This window comes from Paraburkholderia jirisanensis, from assembly GCF_054782355.1.
In genome coordinates this window covers 313,610-332,327 of record NZ_BAAGSQ010000025.1, presented here as the reverse complement: position 1 = coordinate 332,327, position 18,718 = coordinate 313,610, and the positions used below count along the sequence as shown (strand labels likewise).

Here is an 18,718-nt window from a genome sequence, read left to right as displayed (position 1 = left end):
GTTGAGGCCAAGCGAGACTTCGACGCGTAGCGCCCGCTACCGCGCTCACATTCCGGAGACAACGCGATATGGTAAATAGTCGCGAACCACGCTCGGCGTCGTCATGGCCCGCGCAACGGCGCGATCGGCGTAACCGCATAGGTGTCACGCAAACTGGCGATCACCTTTTCCATCGTCATGTCGCGAAAGGTGGTGACGTGGCGCAGCGCAATCTGCTCGGCGCGTTTGCCGTCGCCGGCCCCGAGTGCTTCGATCATCGATACATGGTCGTTGCGAATTTCAGGCTTGGTTTTCTGTACGCCGAAGCCGAGCGCCACCAGCCGCGCCATCTCGTTGAGCAGGCCGCCGAGCACCTTGACCAGCCGCTGGTTGCCCGACGCTTCGGCGATCGCCATATGAAACGCCGCATTCGCATCCATGAAGATGCCGATACGTGTGCCGATGCCAAGCGACTTGTCGTCGTTGCGGCACGCCCGCTCGAGGGCCATCAGGTGGTCGACATCGATCTTGCCGGCCGCCAGACGTGCGGACAGCGGCTCGAGCTGCACGCGCAGTGCGAAGACCTCTTCCACATCCTTCAACGTGATCGGCGTGACCACATAGCCGTGCCGCGGAACGACGCGCAGAAAGCCCTCTTGCGCGAGCCGTTGCAGCGCCACCCGACAGGTCGCCTTGCCGATGCCGTAACGAGCCATCAGGCCCGGTTCGGTCAACGTGGAAGACGGCGCGATCGCGCATGACAGGATCTGCTGGCGCAGCAGCGCGCACGCGCGTTCGCCGCGCGAACGCGCGTCGGTTGCGAGCGCGGCCAATTCGCCCCTCTGTGCGACGGTTTCGTCCGCGATCATGGTGGTCCTCGCGAGGTGAACTGCTCACCATCGGAAAGTGAGCAGACTGACGTGCAAGACTAAAGCAGCCGTTGCCCGATTGCACGCGAGGCGTACGTATTTTTTCTGCTATCGATAGGCCACGACGCGAAATAGCCCGACGGAATTCCCCATCATCCGCGCTCGATCTGCTATATCGGAGCGCCGCCCCGTCTGATGGCTCGCCATATCTGGTCAGCATGCCGGTGATCAGTGCCGCAACATCCGCCAATGATGTTCATGCGCTTGAGAAATCCGCGCAGCGCAGCGGTTTCCTCGCCGAATTCGGTGGGGTTGCCATCGTCAAGTTCCCCCGCCTCGTCCAGCTCCGCATGACTGAGCCGCGACGCGTTGGCTTTCACGCCGCGAATGCGTCGAAGCCACTCGCCACCGCCTTGAAGCGTGCTATCGAAATGCGATGGGTGCGCGCAATTGATCATGAAGAATGACGCATAGTTGCCGGTTTCGACATCCGTGCGTTCGATAGCTTGCTGGAGGGTATCGCCGCAAGGCAGTCGACCATCGGTTTCGAGCGTGAACGAAATCAAGACCGGCACACCGGCAGCTTTGGCCGCTTGCACCATGCCGATCGCTTCATCGATATAGTTCAGCGTAAATCCCCCCACCATATCCACTTGCGTGGCAGCGAGCGTGTCGATCTGTTCCTGGTGGTAGTCCCGCGCTTCGTCGACGCTCATGCGTGCGTTGACCTGGTAGCCGTCCCCGCGCGGTCCAATCGTACCGACGATGACGATGGAGGTGGCCGGCGTTTCCCAGCGGGTTCGGAATTGGGCCAACTGGTCGACCGCGCGGCGGTTGGCGTCGGCGAGCGCGCTCTGCGAGTAGCCGAGCTTGTTGCCCCAATCGCGACTCGCGCGCCAGGTCGGTGTGGCGAGCACGATGCCCACTCCATGCTCGCGTGCGAGCATGGTAAAGCGCTCATAGTGACGCTCGATCAATGCGGTTCCCGTCTCCGTTTTAAGGAGGTCGTATGATGCAAAAAACGGCACCTCTACTCTTTCATGAAAAATCAACGACGTCTCGAGCCCGCCTTCCGTCATGAAAGGACGATCCTCCAGCAAGGGCAATCGGCTGCGGTATTTACTCACTCAGATTCTCGCTTCGGTTAAATATTTCATAAGGACTGTCGACCTCCTCAGGCGTCGCGTCTTCTTGCGACGTGTGCCTGGTTCGCCCCGATCGCCGGACGTCCTGCGGCGTTTGACCCAGTACGCGCATGAACGCGTGTCTCATCCGGTCTCTGCCCAGAAAGCCAACCTGTTCGGCGATAACGTCGATCGAATGTCGTCCCCGCTCGAGCAGCAGGCGCGCCGCTTCCACCCGCAGCAGTTCGACAGCTTTCGCAGGCGTATAACCGGTTTCCTCGCTAAAAGCCCTGCTGAACTGGCGCGGACTGAGGCTCGCGATGTTGGCGAGTTCCTCAACTGACAAACCCTGCTGCAAGTTAGCGTTGGCGTAGTCGATGGCCTTCTGGATCCGATCGGATTTCGGCTCGAGTTCAAGCATCGCGGAAAACTGCGAGTGGCCGCCCGCGCGCCGGTGATACACCACCAGCTTGCGTGCAACCATCCGCGAAACCTCATGGCCGCAATCGTTCTCGATCATCGCAAGCGCCATGTCGATGGTGGCGGCCATCCCTGCGGACGTCCATACCGAACCGTCCACAATAAAAATCTGGTCTTTCGCGACTGTCACTTTCGGAAACCTGCGTTGCAGGTCCGATGCAAAACGCCAGTGAGTAGTGGCATGCCGGCCGTCAAGCACACCTGCCTCGGCCAGCACAAATGCGCCAGTGCACGGGGCGGCGACTCTTCTGGAATGCTGCATGGATCGTCTGACGAAATCGCCCAGTGCCGCCGAAGCCATCTCGGTTGCCTCACCCGAAGCGAATATGACGGTGTCGAAAACATCCTCGCCAAAGGGCTGCGACTCGACACGAACGCCGGCGGCCGAGGTCACCATCCCCCCTGCTTCGGAGACAACCGTGACACCATAAGCTGCTTCCCCGAGCACGATGTTCGCGAGTTCGAACGCTGTGAGCGCTGCGAATCCCATCAGGTTAAATTGGGGGAAGACCACGAGGCCGATTTTATGCACAGGCTCCTCCGGAGTTCATGCCCAGGATCGATCGTCTCTTTGACATTTACACCTTATCTTGCGGTAATTATGCTTCCAGGATCACAACGGAGTGAGCCGATGTTGCGACACGGTCAACGGCTGGTCAGGCGCCTCACCCTGTCGACGATGTCCGGTGCGTGTAGTGCCTGCGCAGGTGTGATCAAGCCGATAACCTCGAGGAACAACTTGTGAACTCCGTGGTCCAGCAGCGCCGCCTTGCTGACCTGAGACTGGTATTCCAACGCTTCATCCAGGTCGTCCGGACGGTCGCCACGCGCATCCGGAAACGCGAGGTCAGGCAGCGCCGCAAGGCCCCACACATTGTCGATGAGTGGATCGACCCTGGCCATCAGTTCTTCCATCAATCGTTCGAGCGGATTGGCCGAGCCTCGACGAGCGGCGAGGATGTCGCGCAGCGCAACCGCCTCTTTGGCCGCCACCGTCATACCCTGAGCATGCACCGGATTAAAACGGCATACCGCATCGGCTATGGCAATGAGCCCGTGCGGCCATCCTTCGACCTGATCGAAATGGCGCCATCGACTTTCCTGAAAAGCAAATTGCACTATCTTCCCGTGCAACCTCGCGCGCTTTAGTGTGCGATGGATCGTATCGGTCGGCAGCGTTGCGGCGAACTCGACAAACGCCTGCCATTCAGCGGGTGGTGTGTCGACGCCACGGCCGCACAGCGAAGCAAAAAAGCGATCGTCTTCACGTTTGACGAGTGCGCCGATTCGGGTGCTATGTGGCGCGTTGGGGAATGTCAGTACCGTCAGCTCGTCGGGTTCTCCGTCGGGGAAATCAACGATGGCCGTTGCATAGGTATAGTCGACGCCAATCGTCGTCTCAGGCGGTTGCTGCCTGCCGATCAGCCTTAAAAATCCGAGCGTCAGCTCTCCACGGCCGGATGCGTCGACCACCAGATCTGCCTCATGCACTTCAACGGCGCCTTCACGGGTCTCACATCGCACACCTTCGACGACGGGGTCGTCGCCAGACCATAGAAGTTCGGTGACACGCCGCCCATCGAGAATGACGATGTTCTTGCAAGCACTCACGCAGCGACGTACAACGCTCTCGACAAGCGGCCGCGTGCAGATATGCATATCGATCCCGATCTCTCGCTCGGGCAGCGCGTCCTGGCCGGGGAACTCGTACCGCATTCTCTTTCCAAAGTCCGTTACGTTCGCGCCGGCATCGCGGAGCAACTCTGGAAAATCGTCGAATAGTTCACTCAGCGCGCGCGCCCCGCCCGGCAGCAGCGAATGCGGATGCCTGCCTTGTGGAACGCCTGCGCGCGGAGCGATGGCCGGCGTGAGCGTCTCCCGTTCAAGTACAAGAATCTCGTCGAAGCTATCGGCCAGCGCTCTCGCGGCTGATAGCCCGCCCATTCCCGCGCCGATCACTACCGCGCGTTTTCCGATACGCATACACCTTCTCCGGTTTCCATGTTCCAGTCGGGAACCTTCTATTCAAGAGGTTCCGTTAGCATGATGATTACTTCGCCATGCATACCAGATAAAACACATGGAATTCCGGTCTATTCCACTGAGCCGCTATTTTTCTATTGCGCGATAAAAGAAGGCTTTTTCGCTATGACTCAATGGCTTTAAAGATCCGACTCTGCGTTGTTATGTTTTAAATTCTCAAGCCAGCCACGCTGCCTAACGAGGGGACATGACGCTGTCGTGCGACGCGACGATTCTCCAGCCGCCATGCAATCCCGCTTCCGGCTGCGAATCGGGGCCCACACGTGCCCAAACCACGGTCCGTCGCTCACGAAGATCGGACTGCCCGGAGGCGAACTCAGTGTTCACCGTCGCGTATTCGTATCCGAACGTTGTCACTATGGTTGTTTTCGCCAGGAGGTTGGTGCTGATGCGGTGACGATCCGAACCAGACTTCCGGATTGCCTCGCTCCCATACTGCGTTTCACCCAGACCGTAACGAACCGTTCGCGGACCTTCCCAGGTCAACGCGTTAATCAGGAACGTGTCGTTGTCGGCTAGCGCCTTCTCATACGCAGCGAACGCAGCGGCAACTTCGGCAACCACGTGTTCTATGTTGATTTGAATCAATGATGTCATATTCTTGATCAGGATGACGCAGGGTTGGAGTGGTTACGTCTGGCCCAAGGCTGCATCTTCACGAAGCGGGACGACGCTTCCGAAAGCCCCAACGCAATGATGATAAACACGGCTCCAACGATGCTGAGATAGTGTCGATCGACACCAAGGAGCACGAGCCCACCAAACACCGCGGAACAGGCAAGCCCGCCATAGGTGGCCGTATTGTTGAGAGCCAGCACCAATGGCGCTGCATGTGGCGCACGCTCAACCAGTCTATGCTGCTGCGGAACAAGTATTCCCCATCCGCACAAACCCCAGATAACCAGCGAAATAACCGCAGTTACGGGATGCGTCGAGGTCCACGGCAGCGCACAGAAATTGAGCGCGCCCACTATCAAACCAGCAGCGACAATTCCCCGGCTCGAGAAGCGATCGACCAGCCGCCCGCACAGCAGGTTGCCGATGGTTCCCGCGACGCCCCAGAAAAGCAGCATCCCGGCGAGTACACGTGCGTCACCCCCTGTCACCCGGTCCAGCACCAGGCCGGCGTAGGTATAGACCATCAGGAAACCGCCAAACGCGAATAGCGACGTAAGCAAGGTTAGCGAAATACGCACATCTGCGAGCGGCGCGAGCCTTTGCCGCAGCGACGTCGTTGCAGCACGGGGGACAGCGTGCATCATCGTCCCTACGCCGAGCATTGCGACAACTCCAAGCAGCGCCACAAACCAGAGCGTGCTCCTCCAGCTGCCGAATCCGCCAATGAAGGTGCCGATGGGCGAGCCGAGTGCCGTTGCCGCGGTGAGACCGGCGGTGACAGTCGCCAGCGCACGCCCCCTCTTCTCCGGTGTGGCAATCGATGAGGCAACGCCTAGCGCGGTCGGCGAGAACATCGCGGCGCCCAGACCCGCAAGCATCCGGCTGAAAAGCACCACGTAGATGTCGCTCGCCGTCGCGCTGATGGCGTTGCCGGCGACGAAGATTGCCAGCGCCATGACGAGGACGAGCTTGCGCGGCCATGCTCCCAGAAGGGCCGCCATGACCGGCGCCATCACCGCATATGTCAACGCGTACAGCGTGACCATCTGGCCCGCTACGCTGACCGACGTGTGGAGAGATTGAGCGACTCCCGGAAGAATCCCGGCTACGACGAAATTGTCGGTGCCCATCGCGAACATGCCGAGCGCGAGCACGAGTAGTTGACGTTCCATACCACCTCCTTGCGAGGCCGTCTGAACGTACCCTGCTGAGATCGCCGCGGCACCGGCATTGCTGCACTTGCGGTCACGCGAGCCGTGAAAATGTCTAAAGCATAACCGTCGCCGTGCGGTGCTGAAAATGACGTATTTGTGGGCGTTTAAGGACATGCGCAGCGCGGCTGCACCGAGTGTCTGCGAGCCAGCTTTGTCGCGCATCCGTGAAACAGTGATGTTTAATTTTCTGTCTGGGAAATCCATGTATCTTCCCTGGAAGGTTAATCACCGGATGTTTTTGCCACATGAATTCAAGCCTCAACCAACCGAAGGCCGCCACGGTCACCCAACAGCAACTGAAAGGACCCGATGTGTTCGCGCGGACCTTCGATGCGGACGAGAAAGCGCTGCTGGCTATTGCGACCCGTCTGGAAGCGCGCGCCAAACACGCTTTCTTTCGACAGGTCATCGACGAATATCTCAGCGCGCTTGAACTTCGCGGAGACGAATCGGTTCTCGATCTGGGTTGCGGCACGGGCGTGATTGCAAGAACGTTTGCGAGTCGGGCCGGCTTTAACGGGACTATCACTGCGATTGACATCAGCCCTTACCTCGTAGAGGCGGGGAAGCGCCTCGCATCCGAAGAAGGGCTTGCCGGGAAGATCGACTTCCTGAGCGGCGACGCGCATTCAATCGATGAAACGCAGGCTCAGTTCGACGTCGTGGTCATGCACACGCTGGTCAGCCATGTCGTCGATCCGGCCACGGTGTTGCGGGAGGCGCGTCGGCTGCTTCGCCCGCACGGCAGAATTGTCGTGTTCGACGGCGACTTCGAGTCGCTCACGTACGCGACCGACGCGCCGGACGGCGGCGCGGAAACCGACCGGTTACAGGCCATCGCGGGCCACACACAGGGCCGAGTGATGCGGGCGATGCCCAGACTGTTCGCCAACCACGGTTTCCAGCTTGAATGGACAAGAGCGTACGTCGCAGCCGATATTGGACGGGCCGATTTCTGGTCGTCTACACTGCCGGCGCTGCGTGTCTTGCTGCCGAGTGCCGGGGTGATGACAGAGCAACAAGCGAGCGATTATGTCGACGTGCTGGAGTGTGCGTCGCGGGACAACACGTTCTTTGCGTCATGCAACTTCTACACGATGATCGCGCGCGGCGAGCACGCTGACTGACAGCATGGAATCTCCTGAATCCCCCCGCGAAACACGTAACGCGCGCCCGTCCCGCCGTATCTCGTTGCGCACGGCAGGGCGCACCAACGGGCAGTTGACGCGGCTCGCGTGTCCCTCCAACGTAGGACGATCATCGACGCCGTTTGTGCAACTGGATCGCTTCATTCTTGGAGATGCCCCGCTCCATCTGCCGATGCATCCTCATTCGGGCATTGCCGTTGTCACCTATCTGCTGCAAGGATCGCTATGCACCGTTGAGCGTTGAGGCGCGCAACGAACGCTCGCGCCCGGTGCGGTGGATTGGTCGCAATGTGGCCGCGGCGCGTGGAATACAGGCTCCGCCATCACGCGCGGAGCGGTGTCGGGTTACCGGCTATGGATTGCGCTCCCACCTGCGCTTGAACTGGGTGAACCTGATCACCGCATCGTTACGCATGACGAGGTTCCATCGAAGGGTCCTGTGCGTGTCCTGCTGGGGAAATATGATGGCGAAGTGAATCCGTTGCAGGCGCCAATCGACATGACGTGCCTCCACGTCGACCTGAACGCGGGCGATCGGTGGCGCTACGATCCGCCCGCCAATCACGACATATTGTGGATTGCAGTGCATTCAGGATCGCTACACGCAGGTGGCGAGTCGCTCGAGGCCGGCGAGTTCGCGCTGTTTGACCAGTCCAATCCTGGCGTCGACTTCGTCGCCCACGACGCGTGCACGTTTATGCTCGGCTCCGCGCAACACAGTCCTTATGAAGTAGTGGACGGTTATTTCTCGGTGCATACCAATGCCGCTGCGTTGCGGTTCGGCGAAGTCGAGATTGCACGGCTGGTGATGCAGTTGCGCAGCGAGCGCAAGATCGGGGCGGAACAGGCAGATGAGGTATTTCAGAGGATACGTTTTAGCAGTCCGCGTCTTGACGGTCTATAAGAGGCGGCTCGCGTCGGTTGGCCCGGACGAATTCTGTTGATTGATTTCGTCAACTTTGGTATGCTCCGCGCAGAAGTTGAGAAAAGTTCACCGTACATCATTCGCGTTTTCCGTCTGCGGTTTCGTTGTCCATTCCCTCCTTTACTTCGCTTTTCGTGCTTCGCACGGAATGTTCTTCAATTTTTTCCAAGGAATCTTATGGATACCGGTACTGTTAAATGGTTTAACGACGCAAAGGGCTTTGGTTTCATCACCCCGGATAATGGCGGCGACGATCTCTTCGCGCATTTCTCGGAAGTCCGCGCCGATGGCTTCAAGACCCTGGTCGAAAACCAGAAGGTCAGCTACGAAACGAAGCGTGGTCCGAAGGGCTTGCAGGCGGCGAACATCAAGCCCCTGTAACTCGAGGATATCCGGGCTCCAGGCGGAGCCCGGACAATAACGGTTTTACTTCAGGTCTTGCATCAGGTTTTACATCACACCTGTCTTTCGCATTGGCGGCAACGCCAGTCGCATCGCTGATTTCCCGCCGTTTTACCCCCGCTTCCCCCCCGCCTTTTGCTCTCCCCATTGCGCTCCTTTGCGCTCTGTTTGCGCACGCATCCCCATCCCGTTGGGCAGCGCTTGCGACGAGAGCGCTTCATCTGTAAAAAAATCATGATTGAGACATCTACACTGCACTACCGCGGCTATGCGGTTCAACCTTCTGCACATCGGCTAGACGACGCCTCCTTTTCGTCTAACCTGCTGATCGAGCGCGCGCAAGGCGAACTTGCCGGCACACAATACGAGTTCTACGCGCTGAACTACTTCAACGACGAGCGATCGGCAATTGCGTACTCGCGCCGCTGGGCCCGTCACTGGATCGATACGCGCGGATAGCCGCGTTGCAGTCATCGCATTCACGCGGAAAACGACCGCGCCCCGTTTTTTCATGTTGCGTTGCAACCAACAACATCCTATAACCATCCATATGGATGGCGTAAGGATGGAGAAATGAAAAAATCGGTAGTTGCCGACGTGCCCCGTTCCAAAGGCGGCGAATCGGAAAAGATCACCATTAATCTTGGGCCGGTCGATCTCGGGCAAATCGATCTGCTGGTCGAAGAAGGCTTTTATTCAAACCGTACCGATCTGATCCGAACGGCAATCCGCAACCAGCTTGCGGTGCACGCGCCGTTCATGCAAGAGACCATCACGCGTCGCGCACTCGTGCTTGGCATGCAGCACTTCTCCCGACAAGACCTCGAAGCCGCACGCGCTGCGCACGAGCGGCTCAACATTCATGTGCTGGGACTTGCCAGCATTGCCGATGACGTGTCGCCGGAACTCGCTCTGGCGACCATCGAAAGCGTCGTGGTGCTGGGCGCCTTCCACGCTTCACCTGCCGTCAAGGCCGCACTCGCCGATCGAGTCCGTTAGCCGCGCAGGCCCAATCCGATCACTGGACAAAATTCATGAAACTGAATGAAGGCTTTTTGAATTCGATGCACGAAGCGATGGCCTTGTTGAAAACGCGCGGACCTGTCGAAGCGACCAAAGCGATACAACGCGCGCTTCGTGGCGATTCTGCCGACGCAACCCGCAGTGAGCCACCGGAAACGGTCCCCGTTGCACGTGCCGCACGACCTGCGGCCGAAGCTGCGCCGTCGGTTACTCGTGAGACTGTCGTCGACACGGAGGATCGCAGCCATTTCGACACGGCTTCGTACGCCAATGCGGCCGGCCGCCGCCAATATCGGCTGTACGTACCGGCATCGGTAGCCGGCAAGCCGAGCCCATTGATCGTCATGCTGCACGGCTGCACGCAGAATGCTGACGATTTTGCCACCGGCACGCGCATGAATTCGCTCGCTGAGCGCCATGGGTTCCTCGTCGCTTATCCGGTGCAGCCGCAGCAGGCCAACCCGTCCCGATGCTGGAACTGGTTCAAGCCAGCCGATCAACAGCGCGAGCGCGGCGAGCCATCGCTCATTGCAGGTATCACGCGCGAAATCATCGCGACGCGTAACGTCGATCCGGCGCGTGTTTATATCGCAGGGCTATCTGCGGGCGGCGCAATGGCCGCGATCATGGTCGATGAGTATCCCGAACTGTATGCGGCAGCTGGCGTTCATTCAGGTTTGCCTGCACGCAGCGCTCATGATCTCCCCTCCGCGCTCGCCGCAATGAAAGGCGGCAAACTTTCGGAAAGAACGCCGCGTAGTGTCGATACGACCTCAGCCCGACGGCCACTCATCGTCTTTCATGGTGACGCCGATCACACTGTCCACGTGGCGAATGCAGCCCGGATCCTGCGAGGCTTCGAAACGCAGATTCAGCACGCTAACAACAAACATGGCCCGCGCGCAGGATCGCGCGACTGTTCGGTATCGCGACTGACTTCAGCCGATGGTGTGGAGGCAGAATTGTGGACCATACACGGTGCACCTCACGCGTGGGCCGGTGGTGATGCGCGAGGTACTTATACGGATCCTGCGGGTCCTGACGCGAGTGCCGAAATGCTACGTTTCTTTCTCGACCATCCAGGGGGCGAAGGACGTCAAAACCGCAAGTAACCTCAGCTGCAAAGCCCCATGATTTTGGCGAGATCCCGCTCTTTCAGTTCGATGCTTTTCATCAAAGACCGTTTGATATGCGACAGATTTTCGAGGGCCCGCTCTGCCAGCACCAACGTGTCGTGTATCGCGATCGGATCGGGGCCCGGTTGCTGACGCTCGTGGATCAGATTGCGCGCCTCGCTAACCTTCAGTTTGGCCTGAATGATCCGATTCTCGGTGACGGTCAGGCTGTGGCGTTGCTGCGTGATGGTAAGCATGGGCGGCTCCGGTACAACTGGATGTCAAATCGATTGGCGTCTTTATGGTTGAAGGCCTGCGCCGATGCGGTCGATGCAGCTTCGCGCGAAATCTTTTGCAGCGGCGATCGCGTCGCGCATTTTTTCGAATTCCCCGGGAACCATGTGCTCCAGCAAGACCTGTGTGTTGCTTCCATCCTCCTCGGGCCTTCCGATCGAGATCTCGCCTTGCCACACGGTCGTGCTGCCGCTGCCCACGGCTGCTGTCTCGTACCAGTAGCCGCGATACGTCACGCGCGTTTTCATCGGATACCTTTCAAGAGGGTCCCAGTATGAGTCAAAACAGCGAAATGAAGCGGGTGGAGCACACATTTAATTTGCTGGGAACAGCGGCGATTCCAACATAACGCGCGCCACAGGGCATGCGCCATGCTCAGGAGTCTCCAACGTCTGGATCAGCAGCCTGACAATCACGCGTATGCTGGCAGACACGCCGCGATCGCCTGTCGATAAGTGCGCCGCGGCATTCTGGCTACTGGAGCATTGTGTATGGCGCATTCTGTTTTGACCAACAGCAGGCTCAGTCCATGGACAGGCCGCCGCGCCAGTTTGGGCAGCGCCCGGCTACGGCTGCTTGTAGTCGACGACAATCCCAATTCTGCATATGCACTGGTGGCTTACCTGTCGCTCGAGGATATCGAGTGCACGGTCGCATTCGGCGGAAAAGAGGCCGTTGTATCCGCAATGACGTACGACCCGCACGTGGTCCTCATGGATATTTCGATGCCGGAGTGCAACGGCTATGAAGCTGCACGTGCTTTACGGCATCACCCCAAGACCCGCAACGTGGTGATCGTTGCGCACACCGCACTCGATGAACGGGAGGTCCGCCGCCAGCAGAACGACGACGATTTCGACGGATACCTGCAAAAAGGCGACTCGCCGCGGCGGGTCGTTGCAATGCTCAACATGCTTGCGCAATGAGCAAGCGCCTCGGGATTACGTCGGCGATACGGCTGCATGGCCCGAAAGCGGCGAAACTTTCACTGTACAAAAACGCCGAAGCGCGTACGATGGCAAGGCCGCACTTCTTTAAAGCTTCCCTCGACACAGACTTCGCACACAGCACAGTGGCGCCACTGCGGCAACGCTCCTGGATGGTCAGCATTCACGCTCGCCAAGGTCGAATGACTCAAATGACGTTACGGCTGGTATGGAGCCGCCCCTCCACCATTTCGCCGAATCTTCCTGATCATGCAGGCGGCACATCGCCCGCGCGGTCGGACTGTCGGTCAGCAGATTCGCCTGAAGATGCGCGGCGAATCCCTCACTACCTGATTCTGCGCGCCGGGCACGATTGCTATGTGCTCGACGTCAAGCGCGATCTGATACGTCGCGGAGCCAGCCAGCTGTTAAAGGTGTTCGCGCGCCGGCACAGTGCCGCGTTGCCGCTCGATGGCGCTGTCTGGGACACGTTCTCGAGCACGCACGAGTTTTCGGCTGATGAGCGAGCGACCCGCTGCATGTTCTCATTGGTCGCAGGCAGAGAAACACCACGTCAACTCGACCTGTTGACCATGCTTTGAATCAGCGTATCAAAGCGCATCCGGCTCGGCCTTGTCTGCGCTCTGATTAAAATAACTAGAGCGGGCAACCATACGCGGTTAGCTCGAACCGGTCAATCAGTTTCTCCAGAAATTGAACGGGATAAACTTTATCCGATAGCCTCAGTCTGAGGGTCGGGCGCGTACAATATAAGGAATTCGAATTTCCCGAAGCTTCCGTCCCGATCTCGCAGGCTGGATTAACAGAAAGCTCGCGACGGTCGCGATAGCTCAGCCGTATGGCATGGGCCAATGACGGGTCGGACCGAAGAGCCTTTGCTGCAGCGTTTGCCGGTTTGGCGCTCCGTTCAGCCTGATTAACCTCGACGGAAAGAAAGGCGCACCGTTCGAGGTCTACACGGATCCATCGCGCAACGGCAACTGGCAGGTGGCGCTCAACTGGCCATCCGCCCTGGTTGTCCGGATCGCAACCCAGGAAACTGAATGACTACCGTAATTCCCAAGCCAAACGAACCGGTGGAAGTCGCCCTGCGGCGTTTTCGACGTTCCATTGAAAACACGGGCCTGTTGAAAGAACTGCGCGCACGCACAATGTATGAGACACCGAGTGCCGAGCGCAAGCGGAAGAAAGCGGCAGCTGTGGCGAGACTGCGCAAGCAGATTCGGCGCTCCCTGCCGCCGAAAAAGATGTACTGATAGCGAAGTACTAGTGCTGGCGGGTCACGTATTGCTTACTGCCTGCCAGACGCCGCGTCGGGCGGCCAACACAAAAAAGGAGTCGGCATGAACAAGCAGGACCTCATCAATCAGGTTGCAGCATCTACCAGCGAAAGCAAGGCGAGCACCGCGGAGACCATCGACGCGATTCTCGAAGCAGTCACCCAGGCGGTCACGCGCGGCGACACGGTCCAACTGATCGGGTTCGGTACCTTCGCGTCAGGCGAGCGCGCCGAACGGACAGGACGCAACCCGGCAACCGGCGCGGAAATGAAGATTCCCGCGGCGAAGACGGTCAAGTTCTCAGCCGGAAAAGCATTCAAGGATGCGGTCAATTCGTGATGGGCGGACTCGATAGAGATCCGTGCCGGACGTCTTGAGCCGATATTGCCCGAAAAGCGCCGCCCTATGAATCTGCGAACGTTTGTCGCAGAAATGCATGGGGCACGTTTGGACTTTCCAGATAAGTCAGATTTGATGCTTTGCGCAAACTTTTAACCTTTAATTTCGTTAAACATTAACAAGATAAAGGTGTCATGCGCGGCGAGATGGGCAGCGCTTTACCGCAACGGTCGAAGCGCCGCTCAATGATATAAATATCATATCGGCCTGGATATTCCGTACCAAACGGTTTGTCGTAGCGGTCGTAACAATACCGCTTCGCACCCTCTGCCATCCTCCTGGCAAAATCTCTATCCGTCGGTATGTAGCAGACCCCTAGTCTGCATAATTAACCTTTATCTCTCCAGCTCTTACCATGTGGGAGCTCGGTGCCGCACAGGCACTGGCAATTTACGCGCGCTGCTTGCGGCGCTTTCAGTCACCGTAATGGAGAGATACGAATGTCGGCAAAAAGAACCACTGTTAGTTCCGCTCTGCTCGCAAGCGCAGTTGCGACTCTGCTCGCCTCCGCTGCACATGCCGCGCCGTTGACCGATGCCGAAGGCAAAGCCGCGGTCGCGGCGCATAAGGAAAAGTGCTTCGGCGTAGCGCTGAAAGGCCAAAACGACTGCGCAGCCGGCCCCGGCACGACTTGCCAGGGCACCTCGACGATGGACTTCCAGGGCAACTCATGGAAGTTCGTCCAGGGCGGCACGTGCACCAGCATTGCCGTGCCCGGCGGCGGCCACGGTTCGCTGACCCCGTTGAAATCCTGATCGGCCATAGCGATTGATCGACGGGGCTTGTCATGAACGAACGCGGCCGTACCGTGACGCCCGCTGGTGATGGTCCCCGTCGTAGGGTGCCTCAGTCCGCGGGACTGGCGGGCACCAGTTTCAAACATGAGCATCTTTCGGCTATCCTGGCCGACAGTGTCAAGAATGATTTCTTTGAGGTACACGCGGAGAACTATATGGGTGCCGGCGGCCCGGCGCATCGTGCGCTCGAGACCATCCGGAACATCTATCCGCTATCCATTCACGGTGTGTGTATGTCTATCGGCGGAAGCGAGCCGCTGAACGTACAGCACCTGCAGCGCTTTCGCGATGTCGTTGCCCGCTACGAGCCGATACTCGTTTCGGAGCATCTCGCATGGTGCACCCATGCCGGACAGTTCTTCAATGACCTGCTGCCGCTCCCGTACACGCCGGATACGCTTGCCCGGGTCTGCGAGCATATCGACCAGATGCAAGAAGCCATTCGGCGGCCGATCTTGCTTGAAAACCCATCGACGTACGTCGCGTTCGATTCGTCGACGATGGGCGAAACCGAATTCATCGGAGCAGTCACGCACCGCACCGGCTGCAGACTACTACTCGACCTTAACAATGTGTTTGTTTCCGCCACCAATCAAGGCTACTGCGCGGATGCGTATCTGGCGGGTTTTCCGCTCGACCGGGTCGACGAGATTCATCTGGCGGGCCATGCCGAACAGCGTGACGACGAGGAAGCGCTGTTGCTGATCGACAGCCACGATCGTGCTGTCGATGACGCGGTTTGGGCGCTTTACGAACAGGTCGTCGCAAGCACAGGCCCGATCGCCACACTGATCGAATGGGACAGCAGCCTGCCCGCATGGGAAGTATTGCGCGGCGAGGCGCAAGCGGCGAGGCGACGGATGATGGGCACGCTGCTGAAGGGGCATCCATGACGATGCCCGTAGCGTTCCCGCCTGCGTGTACCACGGGCTTTGCAGCGGCTTTTGCCAGAGGTTTGATGGACCCGTCGAGTGCCGCCCCCGGCGAGCTCGTCGCTGCCGCGGGAAAAGGCGTGGTTAGCCGATATAACGTCTACCGCAATAACGTGACGGTCAGCCTGATCGACGCCCTTGCCGCCCTCTATCCCGCCGTTGCGCGAATAACCGGTAGCGAATTCTTTCGGGCGATGGCGCGCTTTCATGTGCGGGCCACACCGCCGGTCTCGCCGCTACTGTTCGAGTATGGCCGCGATTTTCCCGCCTTCATCGAAGGCTATGAGTATGCACAGCAGATGCCATGGCTCGGCGACGTCGCGCGAATCGAACGGGCGTGGATGGACGCTTATCACGCCGCCGATCGATCGGTATTGCCGATGCAGACGCTGACCGACATGCATCCCGAGCAACTGGGCGATCTGCATTTCACACCTCATCCGGCAACCCGCATCGTGCGCTCCGCGTATCCCGCCGTAGCGATCTTCGCGATGAACCGGCGTAGCGGCCCGATCGAGCCGCTGTGTTCGAGCGAGCCCGAAAATGCGCTCATCACACGGCCGGCCCAGGAGGTGATGGTTTCCACGCTACCCGCTGGTGCCGCCACGTTTCTGAACAGCCTGATAGCAGGCGAATCACTGGGCATCGCCGCAGCTGCGGCGTTTGACGCAGCGCCCTCCTTCGATCTCCCGGCCAATCTGTCGGGAATGATCTCATTCGGCGTATTCACTGCGCTACACACTGGAGCATGACGACGATGTCCGACCGAGAAACTGCGATGTCTGCGCGCGGCATTTCTGTTGCAGCGAAGATTGGCCAGGCAAGCCAGTGGATCCAGCATCTTGCGAAGCCGTGGCTGACCCAACTCGTGTTGCGCCTCGCGCTTGCCGTGCCGTTCTGGAGATCCGGCATTCTGAAATGGCATGGCTTCTTGCAGCTGAACGATACGGCAATCACGTTGTTCACGGACGAGTTCCAGCTACATCTGCCCGGTGGGCCGTATCCGTTTCCCGCGCCGGCAGTGGTGGCCTTTCTGTCGGCTTGCGGCGAAGTGGGTTTTCCCGTGCTGCTGGTACTCGGTGTCGGCACCCGCTTTGCAGCGGTCGGCCTGCTGCTGATGACTTGTGTGATCGAACTGACCGTACCCGAGGGCTGGCCGATTCACATCACGTGGGCCGCGATGGCGCTGGGCATCGCCGCGTGGGGGCCGGGCGCGATCTCTTTCGATCACCTGCTCGCAAGTCGTGCGAAGGTGTCGAGGTCGTGACATCGACGGGCAACGCTACTTTTTCAGCAGCACTCCCGGCGGGGCTCGGTAGACCGCTCAAGTGCGTCTGGCCGCCACAACGCTGACCCTTGAAAGAGATCAGTTGCCGGCCGAGATGAGATCGAATCCGTTCGCCTTCAGCGACGTTTGCACTGCCGGTGCGGTAAGCCACGCAACTAGCCGCTTCGCCGCATCCGGATGTTCGCTCTTCGTGCTTATACCCGCAGCGTAGGTGGTGACGAGTTGCAAATCTTCCGGGATGGGCCCGACCAGCGCGACCCCGTGCACAGGCTTGATTTCGCTGGTCTGCCCCAGACCGAGCGACACCTCTCCTCGCGCCATTGCTTCCATCGCGGTTTGCCCTTCCGGATAGTATTTGACCTTGGGACCCACCACGCTGCCGATCCCCAGACGGTCGATCAACTTCGCGAGGTAGATTCCGGAGGTCGCGCCCGTGGCAGGGTCGGCCATCCCGATCGACGGGGCGTCGAGCAGGACCTTCCTGAACGCCTGGTCGTCACTGATACCGGGCAACGCGGCGCCGGCCTTGACCGCGACACCGAGCCGCACGCGCGCGATATCCAGCTGGGAGCCCTCTTTGACGAGATGGCGCCCGATCAAGCCCGCGAGAGGTTCGGGTGGAACGATGACCACGTCAAACGCCTGCCCCGATAGCGCCCGGTCGCGCACCTGTCCCGCGGTGCCGTAGACAACGCTTACGTGGTCGCCTGTGGCTGCCAGATATCGTTGCGGCAAATCTGCCAGTGCGCCTTTCATCGCAGCCGAAGACAGCACCAGCAGATCCGCCGCGTGGGCGGACGGCGCGATCACCAGCGCGATGGCAAGAAACAGCCCTCTTTTGTTTTTCATGAGCATGGGCACAAGTAAGCGCCAGTCAGTCAGTGAGAACGCCGGATGTTAATCCAGTCTGTCGATCTGCCGCAGCGGCCGGGTATGAGCCTTACAAAACATTGGACGTGTAACGCTGCTCCGCCTGTTCCTTTGCGTCGAGCCCAACCACCTCGTTATAACGCTTGATCGGCATCAGTTGCGACGCCACCGCACCGAGATGTCCGTCGCGCCGCAATGCGCTCAACGCGTCGTCGACGGCGCGCGCGGCGGCCAGCATCGTGGTGATCGAATACATCACGGCGGCAGCCCCGGCCTGCTCGATCTGCGACACCGGTTGCGCTGCGGTCTGCGCAGCCTGCGACACATTCGCAAGCTGTGGGCACGGCACAGCCTCGCAGATCGCGCGCAGGTCTTCAATGCGATCCGCGCCCTGCACGAAGGTCATATCGGCGCCTGCTTCGCGATAGCGCTGCACGCGCTCGATCGCCTCGTCGCGTCCGTGAATACCCAGCGCGTCGGTACGTGCGCAAATCACCAGCGCCGAGTCGCGACGCGCATCGAGTGCTGCGTGGATCTTGCCGACCATCTCCGCGATCGGAATCACCGCTTTGCCGGCGAGATAACCGCAGCGTTTAGGCGTGGCCTGGTCTTCCATAAAGAAGCCGGCGACACCGGCGCGCTCGAAGTGCCGCACCATCTGTTGCACGTTATGCACACCGCCAAAGCCCGTGTCGGCATCCACCAGTACCGGCAAGGTGGTCGCGCCGGCAATGCGCGCGTAATGATCGATATAGTCGCGCATGCTGAGCTGGCCAAGGTCGGGCTCGCCCAGCAGCACGCCGGTTGCCGCATTGCCGCCGGCAAGCAGCGCCTCGAAGCCATGTGCTTGCGCCAGTTTCGCGGATAGCGCGTCGTACACGCCGGGCAATACGACGATCTCGGGGCGCGCGAGCAATTCACGCAAACGGATTCCTGGATGCATCTAAGTGTGTCCTTGAAAAGGTGGGTGC

At 59.6% G+C, this 18,718-nt stretch carries 24 protein-coding genes; 14 read left to right on the top strand and 10 right to left on the bottom strand.

Annotated features, from left to right (window positions below):
- Positions 1 to 101 precede the first annotated feature (101 nt).
- The 6 genes from ACYVNQ_RS13435 to ACYVNQ_RS13410 all read right to left on the bottom strand — a co-directional run bounded on the left by ACYVNQ_RS13435 (position 102) and on the right by ACYVNQ_RS13410 (position 6,285).
- Positions 102 to 848, bottom strand: a complete 747-nt coding sequence (locus ACYVNQ_RS13435) for a GntR family transcriptional regulator (protein ID WP_460902988.1) — start codon at positions 846 to 848, stop codon at positions 102 to 104.
- A 170-nt stretch (positions 849 to 1,018) separates the two neighbouring features.
- Entirely contained in the window at positions 1,019 to 1,975 is a 957-nt protein-coding gene (locus ACYVNQ_RS13430; RefSeq protein WP_460902987.1) for a homocysteine S-methyltransferase family protein, read from the bottom strand.
- On the bottom strand, positions 1,968 to 2,984 hold the full coding sequence (locus ACYVNQ_RS13425; RefSeq protein ID WP_460902986.1) for a GlxA family transcriptional regulator: 1,017 nt from the start codon (positions 2,982 to 2,984) through the stop codon (positions 1,968 to 1,970). The genes ACYVNQ_RS13430 and ACYVNQ_RS13425 overlap by 8 nt, the downstream gene beginning before the upstream one ends.
- A 113-nt stretch (positions 2,985 to 3,097) precedes the next feature.
- Positions 3,098 to 4,435 (bottom strand): FAD-dependent oxidoreductase, encoded by a 1,338-nt coding sequence (locus ACYVNQ_RS13420; RefSeq protein ID WP_460902985.1) that lies wholly within the window; start codon positions 4,433 to 4,435, stop codon positions 3,098 to 3,100.
- Positions 4,436 to 4,669: 234 nt separating this feature from the next.
- Entirely contained in the window at positions 4,670 to 5,092 is a 423-nt protein-coding gene (locus tag ACYVNQ_RS13415; RefSeq protein ID WP_460902984.1) for an AtzH-like domain-containing protein, read from the bottom strand.
- 8 nt (positions 5,093 to 5,100) lie between these two features.
- On the bottom strand, positions 5,101 to 6,285 hold the full coding sequence (locus ACYVNQ_RS13410; protein ID WP_460903577.1) for an MFS transporter: 1,185 nt from the start codon (positions 6,283 to 6,285) through the stop codon (positions 5,101 to 5,103).
- Positions 6,286 to 6,572: 287 nt separating this feature from the next.
- On the opposite strand from ACYVNQ_RS13410, the gene ACYVNQ_RS13405 reads away from it, so the two are divergent.
- The 6 genes from ACYVNQ_RS13405 (at position 6,573) to ACYVNQ_RS13380 (ending at position 10,937) form a co-directional block, all read left to right on the top strand.
- A complete protein-coding gene (locus ACYVNQ_RS13405) occupies positions 6,573 to 7,454 on the top strand; it encodes a methyltransferase domain-containing protein (protein ID WP_460902983.1) in 882 nt (293 codons plus the stop codon).
- Positions 7,455 to 7,914: 460 nt separating this feature from the next.
- A complete protein-coding gene (locus ACYVNQ_RS13400) occupies positions 7,915 to 8,379 on the top strand; it encodes a pirin family protein (RefSeq protein ID WP_460902982.1) in 465 nt (154 codons plus the stop codon).
- Between the two features lie 198 nt (positions 8,380 to 8,577).
- Positions 8,578 to 8,781, top strand: coding sequence for a cold-shock protein (locus tag ACYVNQ_RS13395; protein ID WP_460902981.1), 204 nt, complete (start codon positions 8,578 to 8,580; stop codon positions 8,779 to 8,781).
- A gap of 255 nt (positions 8,782 to 9,036) precedes the next feature.
- Positions 9,037 to 9,261, top strand: a complete 225-nt coding sequence (locus ACYVNQ_RS13390) for a hypothetical protein (RefSeq protein ID WP_460902980.1) — start codon at positions 9,037 to 9,039, stop codon at positions 9,259 to 9,261.
- Positions 9,262 to 9,375: 114 nt separating this feature from the next.
- Complete coding sequence (locus tag ACYVNQ_RS13385; RefSeq protein ID WP_460902979.1) at positions 9,376 to 9,801, top strand: CopG family transcriptional regulator; 426 nt, start codon at positions 9,376 to 9,378, stop codon at positions 9,799 to 9,801.
- Between the two features lie 35 nt (positions 9,802 to 9,836).
- Positions 9,837 to 10,937: an extracellular catalytic domain type 1 short-chain-length polyhydroxyalkanoate depolymerase gene (locus ACYVNQ_RS13380; protein WP_460902978.1), complete on the top strand. Its 1,101-nt coding sequence runs from the start codon at positions 9,837 to 9,839 to the stop codon at positions 10,935 to 10,937.
- A gap of 2 nt (positions 10,938 to 10,939) precedes the next feature.
- Here the strand turns inward: ACYVNQ_RS13380 and ACYVNQ_RS13375 are convergent, their stop codons facing one another.
- Both ACYVNQ_RS13375 and ACYVNQ_RS13370 read right to left on the bottom strand, forming a co-directional pair.
- On the bottom strand, positions 10,940 to 11,197 hold the full coding sequence (locus ACYVNQ_RS13375; protein WP_460902977.1) for a hypothetical protein: 258 nt from the start codon (positions 11,195 to 11,197) through the stop codon (positions 10,940 to 10,942).
- 42 nt (positions 11,198 to 11,239) lie between these two features.
- Positions 11,240 to 11,482 (bottom strand): hypothetical protein, encoded by a 243-nt coding sequence (locus tag ACYVNQ_RS13370; RefSeq protein WP_460902976.1) that lies wholly within the window; start codon positions 11,480 to 11,482, stop codon positions 11,240 to 11,242.
- Positions 11,483 to 11,725: 243 nt separating this feature from the next.
- Between ACYVNQ_RS13370 and ACYVNQ_RS13365 the strand changes: the two genes are divergently transcribed.
- The 8 genes from ACYVNQ_RS13365 to ACYVNQ_RS13330 all read left to right on the top strand — a co-directional run bounded on the left by ACYVNQ_RS13365 (position 11,726) and on the right by ACYVNQ_RS13330 (position 16,856).
- Complete coding sequence (locus tag ACYVNQ_RS13365; protein WP_460902975.1) at positions 11,726 to 12,160, top strand: response regulator; 435 nt, start codon at positions 11,726 to 11,728, stop codon at positions 12,158 to 12,160.
- Entirely contained in the window at positions 12,157 to 12,762 is a 606-nt protein-coding gene (locus ACYVNQ_RS13360) for a hypothetical protein (protein ID WP_460902974.1), read from the top strand. The genes ACYVNQ_RS13365 and ACYVNQ_RS13360 overlap by 4 nt, the downstream gene beginning before the upstream one ends.
- A gap of 462 nt (positions 12,763 to 13,224) precedes the next feature.
- Positions 13,225 to 13,437 (top strand): 30S ribosomal protein S21, encoded by a 213-nt coding sequence (gene rpsU, locus ACYVNQ_RS13355; RefSeq protein WP_460902973.1) that lies wholly within the window; start codon positions 13,225 to 13,227, stop codon positions 13,435 to 13,437.
- Positions 13,438 to 13,524: 87 nt separating this feature from the next.
- On the top strand, positions 13,525 to 13,800 hold the full coding sequence (locus tag ACYVNQ_RS13350; RefSeq protein ID WP_460902972.1) for an HU family DNA-binding protein: 276 nt from the start codon (positions 13,525 to 13,527) through the stop codon (positions 13,798 to 13,800).
- 500 nt (positions 13,801 to 14,300) lie between these two features.
- The gene (locus ACYVNQ_RS13345; protein WP_460902971.1) at positions 14,301 to 14,615 is read left to right on the top strand and encodes a BufA1 family periplasmic bufferin-type metallophore; all 315 of its coding nucleotides are present in this window, start codon (positions 14,301 to 14,303) and stop codon (positions 14,613 to 14,615) included.
- A 32-nt stretch (positions 14,616 to 14,647) separates the two neighbouring features.
- Entirely contained in the window at positions 14,648 to 15,550 is a 903-nt protein-coding gene (gene bufB / locus ACYVNQ_RS13340; protein ID WP_460902970.1) for an MNIO family bufferin maturase, read from the top strand.
- Positions 15,547 to 16,341 carry an HvfC/BufC family peptide modification chaperone gene (locus tag ACYVNQ_RS13335; protein WP_460902969.1) on the top strand — a complete coding sequence of 265 codons (795 nt, stop codon included), beginning with the start codon at positions 15,547 to 15,549 and terminating at the stop codon, positions 16,339 to 16,341. Before bufB ends, ACYVNQ_RS13335 begins: the two co-directional genes overlap by 4 nt.
- A 5-nt stretch (positions 16,342 to 16,346) precedes the next feature.
- Positions 16,347 to 16,856 carry a DoxX family protein gene (locus ACYVNQ_RS13330; RefSeq protein WP_460902968.1) on the top strand — a complete coding sequence of 170 codons (510 nt, stop codon included), beginning with the start codon at positions 16,347 to 16,349 and terminating at the stop codon, positions 16,854 to 16,856.
- A gap of 99 nt (positions 16,857 to 16,955) precedes the next feature.
- Here the strand turns inward: ACYVNQ_RS13330 and ACYVNQ_RS13325 are convergent, their stop codons facing one another.
- A complete protein-coding gene (locus ACYVNQ_RS13325) occupies positions 16,956 to 17,726 on the bottom strand; it encodes a molybdate ABC transporter substrate-binding protein (RefSeq protein ID WP_460902967.1) in 771 nt (256 codons plus the stop codon).
- A 91-nt stretch (positions 17,727 to 17,817) separates the two neighbouring features.
- Positions 17,818 to 18,690: an isocitrate lyase/PEP mutase family protein gene (locus tag ACYVNQ_RS13320; RefSeq protein WP_460902966.1), complete on the bottom strand. Its 873-nt coding sequence runs from the start codon at positions 18,688 to 18,690 to the stop codon at positions 17,818 to 17,820.
- Between the last annotated feature and the right edge of the window lie 28 nt (positions 18,691 to 18,718).